The sequence below is a fragment of the Methylobacterium sp. WL1 genome (assembly GCF_008000895.1).
Taxonomy (GTDB): Bacteria; Pseudomonadota; Alphaproteobacteria; order Rhizobiales; family Beijerinckiaceae; genus Methylobacterium.
Window position 1 is genome coordinate 4,310,370 of record NZ_CP042823.1, and the last position, 17,383, is coordinate 4,327,752.

Annotated in this window: 15 protein-coding genes and 1 pseudogene; 4 read left to right on the plus strand and 12 right to left on the minus strand. The window is 71.0% G+C overall.

Features of this window, described 5'->3' with window-relative positions:
* Positions 1-189 precede the first annotated feature (189 nt).
* From FVA80_RS31480 to FVA80_RS21000, 4 genes are all read right to left on the minus strand, one after another.
* Positions 190-372, minus strand: coding sequence for a hypothetical protein (locus FVA80_RS31480; RefSeq protein ID WP_246692057.1), 183 nt, complete (start codon positions 370-372; stop codon positions 190-192).
* A gap of 10 nt (positions 373-382) precedes the next feature.
* Positions 383-1,798, minus strand: a complete 1,416-nt coding sequence (locus FVA80_RS20990) for an oligosaccharide flippase family protein (protein ID WP_147906497.1) — start codon at positions 1,796-1,798, stop codon at positions 383-385.
* Positions 1,799-1,902: 104 nt separating this feature from the next.
* Positions 1,903-3,402 (minus strand): 2,3-bisphosphoglycerate-independent phosphoglycerate mutase, encoded by a 1,500-nt coding sequence (gpmI, locus tag FVA80_RS20995; protein ID WP_147906548.1) that lies wholly within the window; start codon positions 3,400-3,402, stop codon positions 1,903-1,905.
* Between the two features lie 216 nt (positions 3,403-3,618).
* Positions 3,619-4,698: a glycosyltransferase family 2 protein gene (locus tag FVA80_RS21000; RefSeq protein ID WP_147906498.1), complete on the minus strand. Its 1,080-nt coding sequence runs from the start codon at positions 4,696-4,698 to the stop codon at positions 3,619-3,621.
* Between the two features lie 433 nt (positions 4,699-5,131).
* On the opposite strand from FVA80_RS21000, the gene FVA80_RS21005 reads away from it, so the two are divergent.
* Genes FVA80_RS21005 through FVA80_RS21015 form a run of 3 tightly spaced genes read left to right on the plus strand, consistent with a single transcriptional unit; the run spans position 5,132 to position 8,865 of the window.
* Positions 5,132-5,950, plus strand: a complete 819-nt coding sequence (locus FVA80_RS21005) for an ABC transporter permease (protein WP_246692058.1) — start codon at positions 5,132-5,134, stop codon at positions 5,948-5,950.
* Complete coding sequence (locus FVA80_RS21010) at positions 5,950-7,182, plus strand: ABC transporter ATP-binding protein (RefSeq protein WP_147906500.1); 1,233 nt, start codon at positions 5,950-5,952, stop codon at positions 7,180-7,182. Before FVA80_RS21005 ends, FVA80_RS21010 begins: the two co-directional genes overlap by 1 nt.
* Before the next feature lie 15 nt (positions 7,183-7,197).
* Positions 7,198-8,865 (plus strand): glycosyltransferase, encoded by a 1,668-nt coding sequence (locus FVA80_RS21015; RefSeq protein WP_147906501.1) that lies wholly within the window; start codon positions 7,198-7,200, stop codon positions 8,863-8,865.
* 168 nt (positions 8,866-9,033) lie between these two features.
* Here FVA80_RS21015 and FVA80_RS21020 read toward each other — a convergent pair whose 3' ends face one another.
* The 8 genes and pseudogenes from FVA80_RS21020 to FVA80_RS21050 all read right to left on the minus strand — a co-directional run bounded on the left by FVA80_RS21020 (position 9,034) and on the right by FVA80_RS21050 (position 15,627).
* Complete coding sequence (locus tag FVA80_RS21020) at positions 9,034-9,795, minus strand: glycosyltransferase (RefSeq protein WP_246692059.1); 762 nt, start codon at positions 9,793-9,795, stop codon at positions 9,034-9,036.
* Positions 9,796-9,859: 64 nt separating this feature from the next.
* A pseudogene (locus FVA80_RS31485) lies at positions 9,860-10,006 on the minus strand (glycosyltransferase); the annotation flags it as partial.
* Positions 9,997-10,797 (minus strand): polysaccharide deacetylase family protein, encoded by an 801-nt coding sequence (locus FVA80_RS21025; protein WP_147906503.1) that lies wholly within the window; start codon positions 10,795-10,797, stop codon positions 9,997-9,999. The gene FVA80_RS21025 and the pseudogene FVA80_RS31485, both read right to left, overlap by 10 nt.
* A complete protein-coding gene (locus FVA80_RS21030) occupies positions 10,794-11,930 on the minus strand; it encodes a DegT/DnrJ/EryC1/StrS family aminotransferase (protein ID WP_147906504.1) in 1,137 nt (378 codons plus the stop codon). Before FVA80_RS21030 ends, FVA80_RS21025 begins: the two co-directional genes overlap by 4 nt.
* Positions 11,927-12,910 (minus strand): SDR family NAD(P)-dependent oxidoreductase, encoded by a 984-nt coding sequence (locus FVA80_RS21035; RefSeq protein WP_210249184.1) that lies wholly within the window; start codon positions 12,908-12,910, stop codon positions 11,927-11,929. The genes FVA80_RS21030 and FVA80_RS21035 overlap by 4 nt, the downstream gene beginning before the upstream one ends.
* Positions 12,911-12,941: 31 nt before the next feature.
* The gene (locus tag FVA80_RS21040) at positions 12,942-14,057 is read right to left on the minus strand and encodes a DegT/DnrJ/EryC1/StrS family aminotransferase (protein WP_147906506.1); all 1,116 of its coding nucleotides are present in this window, start codon (positions 14,055-14,057) and stop codon (positions 12,942-12,944) included.
* A complete protein-coding gene (locus tag FVA80_RS21045) occupies positions 14,054-15,082 on the minus strand; it encodes a Gfo/Idh/MocA family oxidoreductase (RefSeq protein WP_147906507.1) in 1,029 nt (342 codons plus the stop codon). Before FVA80_RS21045 ends, FVA80_RS21040 begins: the two co-directional genes overlap by 4 nt.
* Positions 15,083-15,096: 14 nt before the next feature.
* Positions 15,097-15,627, minus strand: coding sequence for an acyltransferase (locus tag FVA80_RS21050; RefSeq protein ID WP_147906508.1), 531 nt, complete (start codon positions 15,625-15,627; stop codon positions 15,097-15,099).
* 266 nt (positions 15,628-15,893) lie between these two features.
* Here FVA80_RS21050 and FVA80_RS21055 point away from each other — a divergent pair, with 266 nt between their 5' ends.
* A complete protein-coding gene (locus FVA80_RS21055) occupies positions 15,894-17,288 on the plus strand; it encodes a polysaccharide biosynthesis/export family protein (protein WP_246692060.1) in 1,395 nt (464 codons plus the stop codon).
* Positions 17,289-17,383: the final 95 nt, after the last annotated feature.

Genomic DNA, 17,383 nt, shown 5'->3' on the forward strand with positions numbered 1-17,383 from the left:
GCGCGGCGAGCAGTCCCGCGAGCGCGGCCCCGGGTCGGCGGCGTCGAGCAGCGGCGCGCCGAACGGGCCGTATCCGTGGGTCCAGCCCATCAGCACGGGCAGCGGCAGGCCCCAACGGCGCCACAGCCGGCGGAACGGCCAGGCGGCCAGGATCCGCGCGCCCGGCGCCTCGGGGACGGTCGGCCACGATCAGGAGCCGCACGCCGTCGCCGAAGGGGCTCGGGCCGCCAGCGCGTAGCCGGCCTCGTAGAACGGGTTGCGGACCGCGGCGCCCGCACCGAGCGCCCGCCAGGCCGGGATCCAGGCGGCGGCCGGATCGAGGGGACGGACCGCCGCCACGAGGCCGCCGGCAAGGGTCGCGGTGTCCGACATGGCGCGCCCCTCAGGCCGCGAGCCGGTGGCGGATCGCCCCGGCGAACCCGAGCACGTCGTAGCGCCACGCGGTCGCCCCGGCCACGGTGAGGAGCAGGACCAGCCGCAGGGCCTGGCCGGGCGGCATCAGGCCACCCGGGATCAGGCCGATCCCGGCCATCACCGCGCCGCAGACCAGGGCCGCGCCGGCGATCCCCGTCATGTCGGCGAGCGGCAGCGGCATCGTGGTGCCGGCCCGATAGGCGCCGAGCACCAGCACCAGGCAGGCCGCAGCCTGCCCGCCCGCGAAGGCCAAAGCCGCCCCGGCGGCGCCGAGCGTCGGGATCAGCAGCAGGGAGAGTGCCGCCACCGCCGCCAGGGTGGCGAAGGCCGCCCCCGCCTCGAGCCGGCTGGTGCGGGTGAAGTAGATCACCTGCCCGAAATAATAGGCGCGGAACATCATCAGGATGCTGGCCAGGATCAGCACCGGGGCGAGCGCGCGGGCCTCCGCCCGGTAGGCCGGCCCGAGCAGCACCGCGACGACGAGGTCGTCGAAGCAGAGGAAGAACACCGCCCCGAAGGCGGCGATCAGGGTCATCGCCCGGGCGGCGTCGCTCAGCACCCCGGAGGCCGCCGCGATGCCGCCGACCCGCGCCTCGCGCTTGGCGATGGAGATCAGCGACAGGGCGATCGCCTCGCCGAACACGATGAAGCTCTGCTTCAGGAAGTCGGCCAGCGCCCCGTAGGCGCCCAGCCCCGCGGGCCCCACGGTCTTGGCGATGATCAGCCGGTCGAGGCTCTGGGCCAGGGCCGCCGTCCCGAAGGACAGCACCAGCGGCCAGCCATAGGCGAACAGCCGCAGAGCCTCGGCGCGGCTGCCGCGGCCGGGCATCATCGGGGCGATGGTGATCGCGGCCGGCAGCGCCGCCAGGGCGTTGGCGGCGGCCACGGCAAAAGCGAGGTGCAGCGGATCGGTCGACAGGTGCAGCGCCAGGCTGCCCAGTGCGAGCATCAGCACGGCCCGGCTCATCACCGAGGCCGCCACCGCACCGGCCTTCAGGCGCGTGCGGGCGATCTCGGTGGAGCCCTCGAACAGGGTGGTGCCGAAGGCGAGCGCCAGGATCGCGGCCGCCATATCGGCCGGGACCAGCCCGAGCCCGGCCGCGAGCGCGCTGCCGAGCCCGGCGAGCAGCAGCGTGCCGCCCAGGATCCGCACCACGGTGCCGACCTGCGCCGGCTCACGGGCCTCGTCGTAGAGGGCGAAGAACGCGAATTTCGGCCACTGGCAGGTCGCCCCGTAGAGCACCAGCGCCCAGGACAGGACGTACAGGTAGATCCCGTAGCTCTCCACCGGCGCGAGGCGCGTGAACACGGCCACGGAGGCCATGTTCAGGGCGGCGGCGAAGCCGCGCGAGCCGACATAGATCAGGCTGTGCCGGGCAATCATGTCCTACGCATCATGCGCCATCCGGGTCGCCGCTTCGGCGATATCCCTTATGCGGGCGCAAGCGTTAGGGCATCGTTCCGGCGGGTGCCGTGTGGTCGGCCCGCTCAGCGGCGGATCAGCGACCGCCCGGTCATCTCGGCGGGCTGTTCGAGGCCCATCAGGTCGAGGAGGGTCGGCGCGACGTCGGCCAGGCGGCCGTCGGCGAGCGTCACGCCATCGACGCCGACCAGCATCGCCGGCACCGGGTTGAGGGTGTGGGCGGTGTGCGGCTCGCCGGTCTCCGGATCGCGCATCATCTCGCAATTGCCGTGGTCGGCGGTGACGAGCAGCGCGCCCCCGCTGGACCTGATCGCGTCGACCACCCGGCCGAGGCAGGCATCCACCGTCTCCACCGCCTTCACGGCGGCGGCGAGGCTGCCGGTATGGCCGACCATGTCGGGATTGGCGAAGTTCAGCAGGATCATGTCGTAGCGGCCGGAGCCGATCGCCTCCACGGCGCGGTCGGTCAATTCCGCGGCCGACATCTCCGGCTGCAGGTCGTAGGTCGCCACCTTCGGGGACGGCACCAGGATCGCGTCCTGGCCCTCGAACGGCGCCTCGCGGCCGCCGTTCATGAAATAGGTGACGTGCGGATACTTTTCGGTCTCGGCCATGCGCAGCTGGGTGCGCCCGGCCCGGGCTACGGTCTCGCCGAGGCCGTTCGGCAGGTCGAGGGGGCCGAACAGCGTGTCGGCGAAGGCGTCGATCTCGACGCTGTACTGGACGATGCCGAGGGCTGCGGCGAACCGGACCGTCCGGGTCCGCGCGAAGCCCGCGAAGGCCGGATCGAGCAGGGCCTCGAGGATCTGCCGGGTCCGGTCGGCGCGGAAATTGAAGCTCAGCACGCCGTCGCCGTCCTGCATGCCGGCATAGTCGCCGATGATGGCCGGCCGCAGGAACTCGTCCGACAGGTCGAGCACATAGGAGGCGGCGATCGCCTCCAGGGCGCTCGCGAACCGGGCGCCGCGCGCCGCGGTCATCGCGTCGTAGGCGATCGAGACCCGCTCCCAGCGCCGGTCGCGGTCCATCGCGTAGTAGCGGCCGCACAAGGTGGCGATGCGGGCGCCGTCGGGGAGCGCGGCCTCGACGGCCTCCAGGCAGCCGGCCGCGGAGCGCGGCGGCATATCGCGCCCGTCCGTGAAGGCGTGGAGGCGGACCGGCACGCCGGCCTCGACCAGCACCCGCGCCAGCGCCACCGCGTGGTCCTGGTGCGCGTGGACGCCCCCGGGCGACAGCAGGCCGACGAGGTGGCAGGTCCCGCCGCTCGCCCGCAGCGCGTCGATGAACCGGGTCAGGGCCGGGTTGCTGGCGAGCGAGCCGTCCGCGACGGCGGTATCGATGCGTGGCAGGTCCTGCATGACCACCCGGCCCGCGCCGATGTTCAGGTGCCCGACCTCGGAATTGCCCATCTGTCCCTCGGGCAGGCCGACATCGGCCCCGAAGGTCTGCAGCCGCGCCCGGGGACCCTCGCGCATCAGGCCGTCGAAGACGGGCGTGCGGGCCTGGTGGACGGCATTGTCGGCGACCGCGTCCCGGAGTCCCCAGCCGTCGAGGATCACGAGCATCACGGGGCGCGGGGTCCTGTCGGGCACGGTCACAACACTCCAAGGCCTGCACGGCACGGCGCGGGTACTCCGGACCCTCGAGGTCCGGAGAGATGCGCGTGTCGATAATCGGCTTGGCCGCGCGAGACTACAGCCCAGGGTAGGAATTGGCGACGGAAGGGGAACGGCGACCGGTATCTGACACGGGATTCGCGGGGCCCGTTCGCAGAATCCCGGTCAGTTGACGCTCGCCGGATCCGATCCGGGTGCGACGCCGAGCAGGGGCGGCTTCCGGCGCAAGGCGGTCCGCAACAGGGTCCGGCGATAACCACGATGCGACAGGAAGCCGGCGGCCCAGGCCAGGTGCATCGCGATCGCCGCCGGGCCGCTCATGACCAGGCCCGGCTCCCGCGCCTTCAGGGCCAGCGCGAGGCCGCTGAGGCCGCAGCCCCCCGCATAGACCGCCAGCAGGATCAGCAGCATCGGGGCAACCGTGACGAGGGCCAGGGCGGCAACGCCGTAGAGCAGGACCAGGGGCGGCAGCATCTGGCGCATCCGCGGCAGGCTGGCGTGCTTCTCCAGGGTTCGGGCGCAGCCACGGCCGTACAGGAAATATTGCCGGGTCAGGCTGAACAGGGTCGCGCGGGGGTAGTAGGTCACGACGAGGTCGGCCGCGAGATAGATCTTGCCGCCGGCCGCGCAGAGCCGGCGGTCGAGTTCGGCGTCCTCGTTGTGCGAGAAACTCTCGTCGTATCCGCCGACCCGCAGGAACTCGCGCCGGTCGAAGATGGCGTGGTGGCCGTGGGCGACGTAGCCCGAGATCCCGCCCAGGCGGTGCGCCGAGCCGCCGTTGCCGAGCCGGCTGTTCTGGGCGGCCGCGATGGCACGCTGCAGCGGCGTCACCCCGATGGTCCGCAGGGGCACGACCACCGAGACGGCGTCCCACTGGCGAATCGTCCGCATCAGGTCCTGCACCCAGTTCTCGGGATAGGCCGCGTGGCAATCGGCGCGCACGAGATAGGTCGAGCCCGGATGTGCGAGGCGAGCCGCTAGGTTGAGCGCCGAGGCCTGGATGCGGCGGGCATTGTGGATCAGCTGGATTCGCGGATCCTTGTCGCTGAGCGCCTGGACGATGGCGCAGGTCGCGTCGCTGCTGCCGCCGTCCATCACCAGCAATTCACACGCGAGCGCCCCTGGGGCCGGCATCACCGAGCGGATCGCCTCGGCGATGTGCTGGGCCTCGTTCAGGGCCGGCATGGCGATCGTCACCAACGGGATGCCCGCGCCGTCCGGGCCGTCGACAGAAGCGTCCTTCATGGCGGTTCTCCTGAGACCCGAGCCCGATCTTGCGCCGGCCCCGCGGTGGCCCCGTTCCGGAGGAAGCCCAGCGCCTCGGTGAGGACGGCTCGTTCGCCCGGCACGCGTGTCCGGGCCGGCCGAGCCGGCATCGACAGAGACGACGTCCCGCGCCCGGGGTCTCTTCTGTCCTCATAAGCAATCAATACGGTGGTCAACGACAACCACCTCTTCAGTCGGGAGGCTCGGTACGACGAAAGATGTAATTCGTGCCGGATGACCGCGGTGATAGCCCGGCTCAGTGGGATCGCCGATCCGGCAGCTGATGCCGCGAACGGATCCAGCAAGCACCGATCGTCGTGCGGGATCGCTTCGAATGATGGACTCTTTGGACGCGCTTGCGCTCGATGCGCCGAAACATGGCCTTGGCGGGCCCAGATCGGAACCGACCGCGATGCCGGTCACCGAAATCCTTCCCGACAATCAACTCGTCGCCTTCGATGCCGCGGGGGTCTGGCAGTATCGCGGGTTGCTGTGGGTCCTGATCCTGCGCGACCTGAAGGTGCTCTATCGCCAGACCGCCCTGGGCGCCTGCTGGGCGATCGCGCAGCCGCTTTTCACGGTGGCGATCTTCACCGTCATCTTCGGCCATTTCGCCAAGATCCCCACCGACGGGGCGCCCTATGCGCTGTTCGCCGGCAGCGCGATCATCCTGTGGACCTACTTCGCCGAGTCGGTACGCCGGAGCGCCACCGGCCTCGTCACCGAGGCGGAGCTCATCCGCAAGATCTACTTCCCGCGCCTGGTGATCCCGCTCGCCACCGTGGTGTCGCCGATGGTGGACTTCGCCATCGCCCTCGCGGTGATGCTGGTGCTGATGCTCTGCTACGGGGTGATGCCGAGCTGGCACATCGTCCTCGCGGTGCCGACGCTCGCGGTCACCGCGATGCTGGCGCTCGGGGTGAGCCTGTGGCTCGGGCCGGTCAACGTCCGCTTCCGGGACGTCAAGCACACGCTGCCGTTCCTCATCCAGATCTGGATGTACGCCTCGCCGATCGTCTACGCGGCGAGCATCGTCCCCGACTCGGTGCGCTGGCTCTACGCGCTCAACCCGATGGTCGGGCTGATCGAGGCGTTCCGGTTCGCGATCCTCGGCGGTACCACGCCCGACCTGTTCGCCCTCGCGGTCTCGGTCACGGTGTCGTCGCTGCTGCTGTTCACCGGACTGATCTTCTTCCAGCGCATGGAGCGCTCTTTCGCGGATATAATCTGATGTCGATGGCGATCAGCGTACAGGATATCGGCAAGCAATACTGGCGTGCCCCGCGGGCCACGCACGACAACTCCCTGCGCGAGGCGCTCATCGACGGCGCGCGGGGCCTGCTGACGCGCCGGTCCGAGGCGCGCCCGACCAAGGAGGGGTTCTGGGCGCTGAAGGATGTCAGCTTCGGCATCAAGCACGGCGAGAACGTCGGCATCATCGGGATGAACGGGGCGGGCAAGAGCACCCTGCTCAAGCTGATCTCGCGGATCGCCGCCCCGACCACCGGCAGCATCCGGCTGGTCGGCCGGGTCGGCGCCCTGCTCGAAGTCGGCACGGGCTTCCACCGGGAGCTCACCGGCCGCGAGAACATCTTCCTCTACGGCTCGATCCTGGGCATGCACCGCCATGAGATCGCCGAGAAGTTCGACGCGATCGTCGAGTTCTCGGAGATCGGCGACTTCATCGACATGCCGGTGAAGCGCTATTCCAGCGGCATGTATGTCCGGCTGGCCTTCTCGGTGGCCGCCCATCTCGAGCCCGACATCCTGCTCCTCGACGAGGTCCTGGCGGTCGGCGACTACACCTTCCAGAAGAAGTGCATCGACTTCGCCCGCCGCCTCCAGAGCAAGGGCTCGACGATCCTGCTCGTCTCGCACAACATGTTCAGCGTGAAGACCATGTGCGAGCGGGTGATCTACATCAAGAACGGCCGCGTCGCCTTCGACGGCCCCACCGACGAGGGGCTGCACCACTACGAGCGCGACAGCTACCTGGCCGACGCACCCTGGTTCCGGCCCGAGGGCGGCCACCACCCGGTGGAGATCCAGGACGTCACGGTCGCCGACGAATCGGGCGCTCCGAAGACGCTGTTCCGGCACGGCGAGCGGATGCGGATCACGGCGCGCTACACCGCCTCGGAGCCGATCACCGACCCGCATGTGCTGTTCTCGATCACGCGATCGGACGAGCTGCTCTGCTGCAACTTCAGCACGATGACGGATCGCGCCAAGCTGCAGACCCTGTCGGGCGACGGCACGATCGAGCTGCTGACGCCGCCGCTGACCCTCACCGCGGACACCTACAAGGTCTCCGTGGTGGTCCGGCAGCGGGGCTTCGAGCGCCTGCTCGCCGCGCGGATCGGCGCCCGCTTCCACGTGGAGCACCCGGTCTTCGCCCCCGACGTGTTCGGTGTCTTCCACACTCCCGGCACCTGGACGGCGGATCCCGCACCGCATCGCTGAAGCCCGGAGGGCACGATGGCCATTGTTGCGTCAGAGCTCCGCCATGACGGACGCCGAGACATCGACGACGAGACCGCCCGGCGCGCCGGGCGGATCCAGGCGAATTTCTCGGCCTTCGATGCCCGGGTGCGGGAGGCCGAGCGCCGGGCGGCTGCGGGCGACCTCGAAGGCGCCGCCGTCGAAGCCGCCATTGCGGCGACGATGGCGGCCCATCGCCATTGCGGCGTCTTCGCGAGCCCGCGCCTGGAGCGTCTGACCGCCGAGATCGGCCGGCGGCTCGAGCCGGAGGCCGGCCCTCGCACGGCCCCGGAGCCGGCCCCGTTCCGGCGCGTCCTCCACGTCTGCACGCAGCTCGCCCCGGTGGGCGGCCTCACCAAGATGCTGGCGTTGTGGATCGGCGCCGACGCCCACCGGACCAACGGCCTCGCCCTGACCCAGCATCGCGGCCCGGTCGATGGGCGGATCGCCGAGGCGGTCCGCGCCAGCGGCGGCGCGATCCACCACCTGAACCACCGCCAGGGCGGCAAGCTCGCCTGGGCGCGGGAGCTGCGCCGCGTCGCGCGGGATTACGACGTCGTCGTCCTCCACATCCATTGCGAGGACGTGGTCCCGCTGATCGCCTTCGCGGATCCGGGCAAGCACCCGCCGGTCCTGCTCCTGAACCACGCGGATCACCTGTTCTGGATCGGGACCCGGATCAGCCACGCGGTGATCAACCTGCGCGAGGCCGCCCGCCGGCTCGCGATCACGCGGCGCGGCGTCGATCCGGCCCGGAGCTTCCTGCTCCCGACCCTGATCACGCTGCCCGAGCGCCAGCGCAGCCGTACGGCCGCCAAGCACGCCCTCGGGATCCCGGACGACGAGGTCCTGCTGGTCTCCGTGGCGCGCGGCGCGAAGTACCGCAACGTCGGCGACGTCACCTACGCCGACCGGCACGTCGATCTGCTGGCTGCGCATCCGAAGGCTCGCCTGATCGTGGTCGGCGCGGGCGAGCGCGCGGACTGGGCCCGGGCGCAGGCCGCGACGGACGGGCGGATCGTGGCCTATGCCGAGCAGTCGGATCCGCGGGCCTTCTTCGAGGCGGCGGACATCTACGTCGATTCCTACCCGTTCGTCTCGTCGACCTCGATGCTCGAAGCCGCCGCCTACGGGCTGCCGCTGGTGACGCGGTTCGAGGCGCCCGCGGCGGCCGAGATCGTCGCGATCAACCATCCCGGGCTCGACGCCACGGCCCGGGTCGCCCGCGACCAAGCGGAATACGAGGCTCACCTCACCGCGCTGATCACCGACGCGGAGGACCGCCGGACCACGGGGGCCGAGATCAGCGCCGCCATCGCGCGCCTCTACGCGCCGGCGAGCTGGGCCGCCGGGCTCGACGCGGTCTACGCGCAGGCCCAGGCGCTGCCCCGTCTCGCGCCGGGTGCCGGGCCGGTGACGGTCGAGGCGCCTCATCTGGGCGAACCGGACCTGCGCCATCAGGACATGTTCGGCTCGGACTTCCCGATCTCCGGCATGACCAAGAACTACATCGGCATGCTGCCGCTCCGGCAACGCGTCGCCTCCTGGGCGGCCCTGCGCCGCGCCGGCGACTTCTCCAGCCCCTGGGAGCGGGTGCGCCTGCTGCTGCCGGAATGGCTGGTGCGCAACGTGAAGGACCGGCCGGGGCTTCTGCGGGCCGGTTGAGAAGGCGTATCCATCGGATCACGCAAAAACAGGCCCGGGAAACCCTGCGGTTTCCCGGGCCTGTTTTCTTCTCCGTTCCAATGCCCTCGTCAGGTCAGGAACCCGCAGCGGCGCCCGGAATCACGGGTTGGATGCCTGGACGTCCCTGCGACGGGCAAGCCCGATCCGTCAGCGCGTCCCCGGCCCGGCCGCCGCGAGGGGGCGGCTTGCCTGGGCGACGGCCACCAGGGCCGCGCGCAGATGGGTCGGCCGGATCGCGTCCTTGACCGCCCGGTGCGGCATCAGCCGGAAGGCGGAGAGCAGCGCGCCGGCGGCGGCGCGCCGGTCGCCCCGGGCCGCATGGGCCTGGGCGCCGTCCAGGAAGGCGTCGTAATACCCCTGCACGGTCGCGAAATAGAGGCGCAGGGCCTGAAGGCGCGAAACGCCGAGGGCCGGCGCGTGCCGCCGGAAGACCAGCCGCGTGAAGCGGATCCGGCGGGCGATCAGGCTGTCGAAGGTCCCGGCCGGCCGTTGCCGGAAGTGGACACCGGGCACGGCCACGAAGGCGGCCCCGTGCCGGCGCACCGCCCGGATCTGCCAATCCCAATCCTGGTCGCCGAGCAGCGCCTCGTCGAACAGGCCGACGCTGTCGACCAGGCTCCGGCGCACCACGGTCGCGCCGACCTGCGGGAAGTAGCCGCTCAACATCCGGCGCAGCAGCGCGGCCCCGTCGGCCGGGAGCTCCGCCGGCCAGGGACCGTAGACCGGCTCCAGTTCCGGGGAGGTGGTGATCACCTGCCCGAAGACGATGCCGAGACCGGGCTCCGCTTCGAGCCGTCGGAGATGGGGGCGGATGTGGCCCGGCAGCCAGACATCGTCGTCGTCGAGGAACGCCACGAAGGGCGCGCTCGCCCGCAGCAGCGCCGCGTTGCGGGCGGCCCCGCTCCGCACGCGCGACCGGCACGTGGAGGGCGCCGAACGCGGCGGCGACCTCGGCGGCCGGACCCGCCTGACCGTTGTCGCCCACGATGATCTCGAAGGCGAGATCGGGCGCCTCCAGGGCGCGGATGCTCGCCAGGGCCTCGCGCAGCAGGGCGGGCCGGTTGCAGGTGGGGACCACCACGGAAACCGTGGCGCGGGGCGCGGGCTGCATCATGTCCATTCTTCCCAGGCGTCGTAGACGCCGTTCAGGAGGGCCCCGAAGACCAGGTCGTTGTCGAAATGCGTGACGAAGCTGCGCCCGATGGTCCCGAGCGGCCGCGTCTCCACGGCCTGCGCGTAGACGATCCGGTAGCCGGCCTGCTGGGCGGCGCGGGCGGCAGCCGGTGTCCAGTTCGCCGACTGCCCCAGCGGGATCGCGAAGCTGTCGGGCCGGATGCCGAGCCGGGCTGCGATCGCCCGGCGCGAGCCGTCGAGCTCCTCGGCCGCCCGCTCGGCGCCGAGGCCCCCGAAATTCGGATGGGTGACGGAATGGCTGCCGATCTCGACGCCGGCCGAGGCCAGGGCCTCGACCTCGCGCCAGCCCAGGATTCCGCGCGGGCCGGTCCCCGGCCGGTCGAGCCAGCCGGAGACGACGAACAGCGTCCACTGAATTCCGTGATCCCGCAGGATCGGCTCCGCGGCGTCCAGCACGCTGCGCCAGCCGTCGTCGAAGGTGATCGCGAGGTCACATGGCTCGCCGTTTCCCTCCGCGATGGCGGCGGCCGGCACGAAGCGGTAGCCGAGGCGCAGGGCCAGCTCGATCTGGTGCCGGAAGCGCTCGGGTGTGACGTCGTTGACGCCGCATTCGGGCTGCCCGAGCGAGTGGTAGCAGAGGATGCGCCCGCCCGGCCGCTCACGGCGCGTCCCGGCAACCGCCAGGGTGGTGCGTTCGTAGGCCATCCGGGCGGCCGCGAACCGCGGACGGGTGAGCCCCACGGTGCGGGCGAGGCTCTTGACCGGTCCGGGGATCATCGCAGGGCGTCGCGCAGGCCGGCGACGACCTGGTCCTGCATCGCGTCGTCCATGCCGGCGTAGAGCGGCAGCAGGATCGCGTGGTCGCGCGCCCGCTCCGATTCCGCCAGGGCGAAGCGCCGGGGCGCCTCGGCGTAGGGCGGCTCCAGGTGGGCGCACATGATGCCCCGGCGGGTGGCGATGCCCTGATCGAGCATCGCCTGCATCACGGCGCCCTGGTCGGCCGTCTCCGGCAGGCGGATGCAGAAGCTCTGCCAGTTGCTGCGCGAGCCCATCGGCTCGGGCGGCGGCGTCACCTCCGGCAGGTCCGCGAGCCGCGCCCGGTAACCGTCCGCGAGGGCGCGCCGACGGGCGATCAGGCCGGGCAGCCGGGTGAGCTGCGCACGGCCGATGGCCGCCTGCACGTCGGTCATCCGGTAATTGAAGCCCGCGACCGTGTATTCCTCGGCCACCACCCGGGCGCTGCCGTGGCGCGCCACGTCGGACACGCTCATCCCGTGCTGGCGCCACAGCCTGAACTTGCGGTCCCATTCGGGATTGGCCGTCGTGATCATGCCGCCGTCGCCGGTGGTCAGGACCTTGCGCGGGTGGAACGAGAAGCAGGCGACGTCGCCTGCGGGTCCGCCGATCGGCCGCCAGACGTCGCCCTGGAGCCGCTCGGAGCCGATCGCGCAGGCCGCGTCCTCGATCACCGGGATGCCGGACCGGCGCCCGAGCGCCACGATGGCCTCGAGGTCGCAGGGCATGCCCATCTGGTGGACGCAGACGATCGCCCTGGTCCGCTCGGTCACCGCCGCGGCGGCGGCCTCCGGGGCCATGTTGAAGGTCGCCGGGTCGATGTCGACGAAGATCGGCGTCGCCCCGCACTGGGCGATGGCGTTGGCGGTGGCGATGAAGCTGTGGCTCACCGTCACCACCTCGTCGCCGGGTCCGACCCCGGCGGCGAGGAGCGCGAGATGCAGCGCGGTGGTGCAGTTCGAGACCGCGCAGGCATGGGGCGCGCCGACGATCGCGGCGAACTCCGCCTCGAAGGCCGCGACCTGCGGCCCCTGGGTCAGCCAGCCGGACCGGACGACGGCGGCGGCGGCCTCCGCTTCCGGCTCGCCGACATCGGGTTTCGCGATCGGGATCATGCCAGCGCCCGCCTCAGGTGATCCGAACCGGCCTCGTCGCTCCACCAGGACACCAGGTCGGCGAGGCCCTCGGCCGCCCCGATCTCGGCCTCGAAGCCGATCAGATCCCGGGCGAGGCTGGTGTCGCACAGGCGCCGGGGCACCGGGTTCACGGCGCGCTCGGCCTCATGGATCAGCGGGGTGCCGTCCCGGCCCATGATCCGGGTGAGATGGCCGGCGAGATCGACCAGGGAGGTCTCCACGCCGGTGCCGACATTCAGCACCACGTCGGTGGCCGGTGCGGTCGCCGACAGGATGTTGGCCCGGGCGATGTCGCGGACATGGACGAGGTCCATGGTCTGCAGGCCGTCACCGAACACGATGGGGGACTGACCCTCGGCCAGGCGCTGCATCCAGCGCACCATCACCTCGGTGTAGCGGCCGGTCAGGTCCATGCGCGGCCCGTAGGCGTTGAAGTAGCGCAGGGCGACGTAGTCCAGGCCGTACATGTCGTTGAACGAGCGCAGCAGGCCCTCGCCGAACGACTTGGCCGCCCCGTAGAGGGTGCGGTTGTCGTATGGGTGGTGCTTCTCCGTGGTCGGGAAGCTCTCGGCCATGCCGTAGACCGACGCGGACGAGGCCATCACCACCTTGGCGACGCCGGCCTCGACGCAGCGCTCCAGCAGGTCGAAGGTCGCGGTCGCCATCACCTCGAAGGCCTGACGCGGCTCGGCGGCGCATTGGGTGATCCGGAGGGCCGCCTGGTGGAACACCACGTCGGTGCCCTTGACCAGGCCGTCCATCAGGGCCCGGTCGCGGATGTCGCCCTGCACCAGCCGGACACGGCCCGAGCCGAGGGCGTCCTTCAGGTTCTCGGGCCGCCCGCGGACCATGTTGTCGACGGCCACGATCTCGTCGCAGCCGGCCTCGACCAGCAGGTCGATGATGTGGGATCCGATGAAGCCGGATCCGCCGGTGACGAGGATCCGGGTCCCGCGCAGGTCGCCGGCGAAGCGGCGTCCCTTGCTGACATCACGCAGCTTTTGCATCGGCGACCTCGCAGTAGCTCGAGACGGCCCGGCAGACGCTGTCGATCTGGCTGGACGTCAGTTCCGGGAACATCGGCAGGGACAGGGTCCGGGCGGCCAGGCGCTCGGTGACCGGCAGGCGGCCGGTCCCGTCGTCGAGGTGGCGGTAGGCGGGCTGCCTGTGGACCGGGACGGGGTAGTGGATCCCGGTGGCGACGCCGGCCTCGGCCAAGTGCTGGCGCAGGCCCTCGCGGTCGGGGGTGCTGACCGCGTAGACGTGGAAGGCGTGGTCGCGTCCGGCCGGACCGGGCAGGTCGAGCCCGAGGCCTGCGAGCCGCGCGCCGTACTCGGCCGCGACCGCCTGCCGGGCCCGGGTCCAGCCCTCCAGGTAGGGGAGCTTGGTGCCCAGGACCGCGCCCTGGACCCCGTCCATGCGCAGGTTGAAGCCGTGCCGGACGTGGTTGTACTTGCCCTGTTGGCCCCAATCGCGCAGGCACCGCGCCGCCTCGGCGAGGTCGTCCCGGTCGGTGACGATGGCACCGCCCTCGCCGTACGCGCCCAGGTTCTTGCCGGGATAGAAGCTGAAGCAGCCGATATCCCCGATCGTGCCGGCTTTCCGGCCGCCGTGCTCGGCGAGATGCGCCTGCGCGGCGTCCTCCACCAGGGCGAGGCCGTGGCGCCGGGCGATGGCCCCGAGCGCGTCCAGATCGGCCATGCGGCCGTGGAGGTGCACCGGCAGGATCGCCTTGGTGCGGGGCGTGATCGCCGCCTCGACCAGGGCCGGATCCATGGTCCAGGTCACCGGGTCGATGTCGACGAGGACCGGCGTCGCGCCGGCGTAGAGCACCGCCGCGACGGTGGCCACGAAGGTGGCCGAGACCGTGATCACCTCGTCGCCCGGGCCGATATCCAGGGCCAGCAGCGCGAGATGGAGCGCCGCGGTGCCGCTGCTGACGGCGACCGCGTGCTTGGCGCCGCAGGCCTCGGCGAAGGCCGCCTCGAACGCGGTGACCGCCGGTCCGAGGACGAAGTCGCCGCTGCGCAGGACGTTGAGGACGGCGGTCTCGACGTCGCCGCCGATGGCCGCGTATTGCGCCTTGAGGTCGAGAAACGGGATCACGAGGCCCTCGCAAGTGGCATGAGGTCGATCGGGTGGCCGTTCTGGCGCAGGGAGCGCATCGCGGCCTCGAGGAGTTCGACCACGCGCAAGCCGCTGTGGCCGTCGGTCTTCGGCGCCTTGCCGGTCTCGATGCAGTCGACGAAGTGCTCGATCTCGACGACGAGCGCCTCGCGGAAGGAGAGGTGCGGCGACCACATGTCCCCGGTCCGGTAGGAGACCATCAGCTCGGTGATGTCCCCGGAGCCGTCGCCGACGGTGACGCCGCGGTCGTAGACCTTGACCTTCTCGATCGGGTCCAGGTCGTTGTAGACGATCATCTTCTTGCTGCCGCCGATCAGCGTCTGCCGGACCTTCACGGGGGCCAGCCAGTTGACGTTGATCTGCGCGACGACGCCGCGCGGGTAGAAGATCGTCAGGTGGGCCATGTTCTCGGGGCGGCCGCTGAAATGGCCGGTGCCGCTCGCCGAGATCGCCACCGGGGCGAGGTCCAGGACATGGTCGAGGATCGCGAGATCATGGACCGCGAGATCCCAGATCACGTTCACGTCGCGCTGGAACAGGCCGAGGTTCACCCGGGTCGAGTCGTAGTAGAAGACCTCGCCGAGCGCGCCGTCCTTGATCAGGTCGTTGATCTTCTCGACCGCGCCCGTGTAGACGAAGGTGTGGTCGACCATGAGGGTCAGGTTGCGCTTGGCCGCCTCCTCGATCAGCAGCCGCGCCTCGAAGGCCGAGGACGTGATCGGCTTCTCGATGAAGACGTGCTTGCCGGCCCGGAGCGCGTTGATGGCAATCTCGAAATGCGAGCTCACCGGGGTCGCCACCATGACGGCGTCGATCTCGGGATCCGCGACGAGGTCGCGCCAATCCTGGTGAAGCTGAGCGGCGGGATACCGCTTGCCCGCCCGGGCGAGCGCCGCGGCCGACTGGTCGGCGATGGCCGCGAGCCGGCACTGCTCGGTCTCCGAAGTGCAGCGGGCCAGGTTCGGCCCCCAGTAGCCGTAGCCGACGATTCCGATGGCGATCATGTGCGTGTGTCCCCTCAAGCGATCTGCAGAGGCTCGGCCGCCGCCGGCCGGGACGGCCGTTGGGACCGCGCGCGCTTCTGGCGCGTGTCGCCGATGACCCGGGCGGGGCATCCGGCGACGATGGCGTAGGGTGGGACGTCGCGGGTCACGACCGCGCCTGCGCCGACGAGGGCGCCCTCCCCGATGGTGATGCCGGCCACGATGGTGGCGTTGGAGCCGATCGAGGCGCGATCCCCGACCAGGGTCTCGACGAGCTCCCAGTCGCCGTCGCGCTTCAGGCTGCCGTCCGCGTTCGTGGCCTCCGGATAGCGCTCGTTGGTGAAGACCACGCCGTGCCCGACGAAGACTTCCGCGCCGATCGACACGCCTTCGCAGATGAAGGTGTGCGAGGAGATCTTGCAGCGGGGGCCGATGGTGCTGTTGCGCTGGATCTCGACGAAGGGCCCGATGAGCGACCCGGTCTTTATTTCACATCCGTAAATATTAACGAGATCCGGGTAGAATATACCCACGTCTCGCTCAATATCCGCATCGGTAATCGGCATCCCCGCAACTCCTTCTGCCGAACTTCTGTGCGGCAAAACTGCGCGGACCTGCGGACGATCGGGAACCCAGGCTTTCGATACCCGTCCCTCCCCCGAAAGGTGCACCGCCCTTCCCCGGGGCGGCGCGGCCCCCGGGGGCCTACCTCGAAAGGCGCAAGGCGCCGCGCCGGAGCGGAACGCCGGCCTCCTTTTGGACGAGTCCCGGCGAACTGCGCCGCTGCGCATCATGCCGGCTGAGCTGTGCCCGAGCATGAAGGGACGACGCGTTGAACACCTGGTCCCATCCGGCCTGTCCCGAAATCTTCGCGGCCAGTGCGCTCGCCGCCGAAGCGGATACCGGTTCGACGACAGTGAGCGCGTCGAATCACAGACCCAGAGCCGTCCGCAGGGGGGCGTCGCTGCGAAGTGTCTTCGCAACCGGCGCGGCGATCCTGCTGACGCTGGCCGCGCAGCCGGCCTTCGCCGAATACCGGATCGCGGCGGGCGATTCCCTCGAGGTGACGGCGCTCAGCATTCCCGGGTTCAAGCAGGAGGCCACGGTCGGGATCGACGGCACCGTCATGGTGCCGCTGCTCGGCGAGGTGCCGGCGGTCGGGCTGACGGTGTCGGAGTTCCGCAAGACCCTGCAGAAGGCGCTGCCGGCCAAGGCGGTGCGGCAGCGCAACGCGGAGGGCAAGGAATCGATCGCCGTGATCGAGCCCGACGAGATCGGGGTGCGGATCGCGAAGTACCAGCCGGTCTACCTGAGCGGCGACGTGACCAAGCAGGGCGAGCACCCGTTCCATCCCGGCATGACCGTCCGGCAGGCGGTGGCGCTGGCGGGCGGCTACAACCTCCTGCGCTTCCGGATGGAGAACCCGGTCGTCGAGAGCGCCAACCTGCGCGCCGAGTACGACAGCGTCTGGGCGAGCATCGCCCGGGAGAGCGCCAACGTCTGGCGGCTCAAGGCGGTCATCGCGGCGGCGCGGGCCGACAAGGCGGCGCCGGCCGGGGCGGACCCGAACGTCCCGCCGGTCCGGGCGAGCGTCGCGCAGAAGCTCGCCGAGCAGCAGCTGCGCGTGCAGATGTCCGACGTCGCCAAGGAGAAGGAGTACCTGCAGCGCTCCCTCACCCGCTCCCAGAACCAGCTGGTCAGCCTGACCGAGCAGCAGGCCAAGGAGAAGGAAGGCGTCACCGCCGACGCGGACGATTACGACGCGGTGCGGGCACTGTTCCAGCGCGGCGCCGTCGTGACGACGCGGCTGACGGATGCCCGGCGGGCGGTACTGCTGTCCTCGACCCGGGCGCTCCAGACCACCGTCCAGGTGGCGCAGCTGGAGCGCGACAAGGGTGAGCTGACCCGCAAGCTCGAACGGGTCGACGACCAGCAGGCCATGGATGCCATGGAGAAGCTGCAGGTTTCGGAAGACAACCTGACCGCGCTCCGCTCGCGCCTGAACAGCATCAACGACAAGCTGGTCTATACCGGCGCGCTGCGCAGCCAGCTCCTGTCCGGCAGCCGCGCCCGGGCGTCGATCGCCGTCTTCCGCCCCAACAGCACCACCCCGAGCGCGGTCGACGCCGCCGAGGACATGGAGCTCCAGCCGGGCGACGTCGTGGAGGTGGTGCTCAAGCCGGACCCCGCCATGCGGGGGATCGGCGACGGCGCCGGCCAGAACTGACGCCACCGGATGCCCATCGCGCCGGACGGCGACCGCCGGCCTTCGGGACAAGACACGCCAGAACACACGCTTAGCCCGTCGTTCAGGATCCGGGA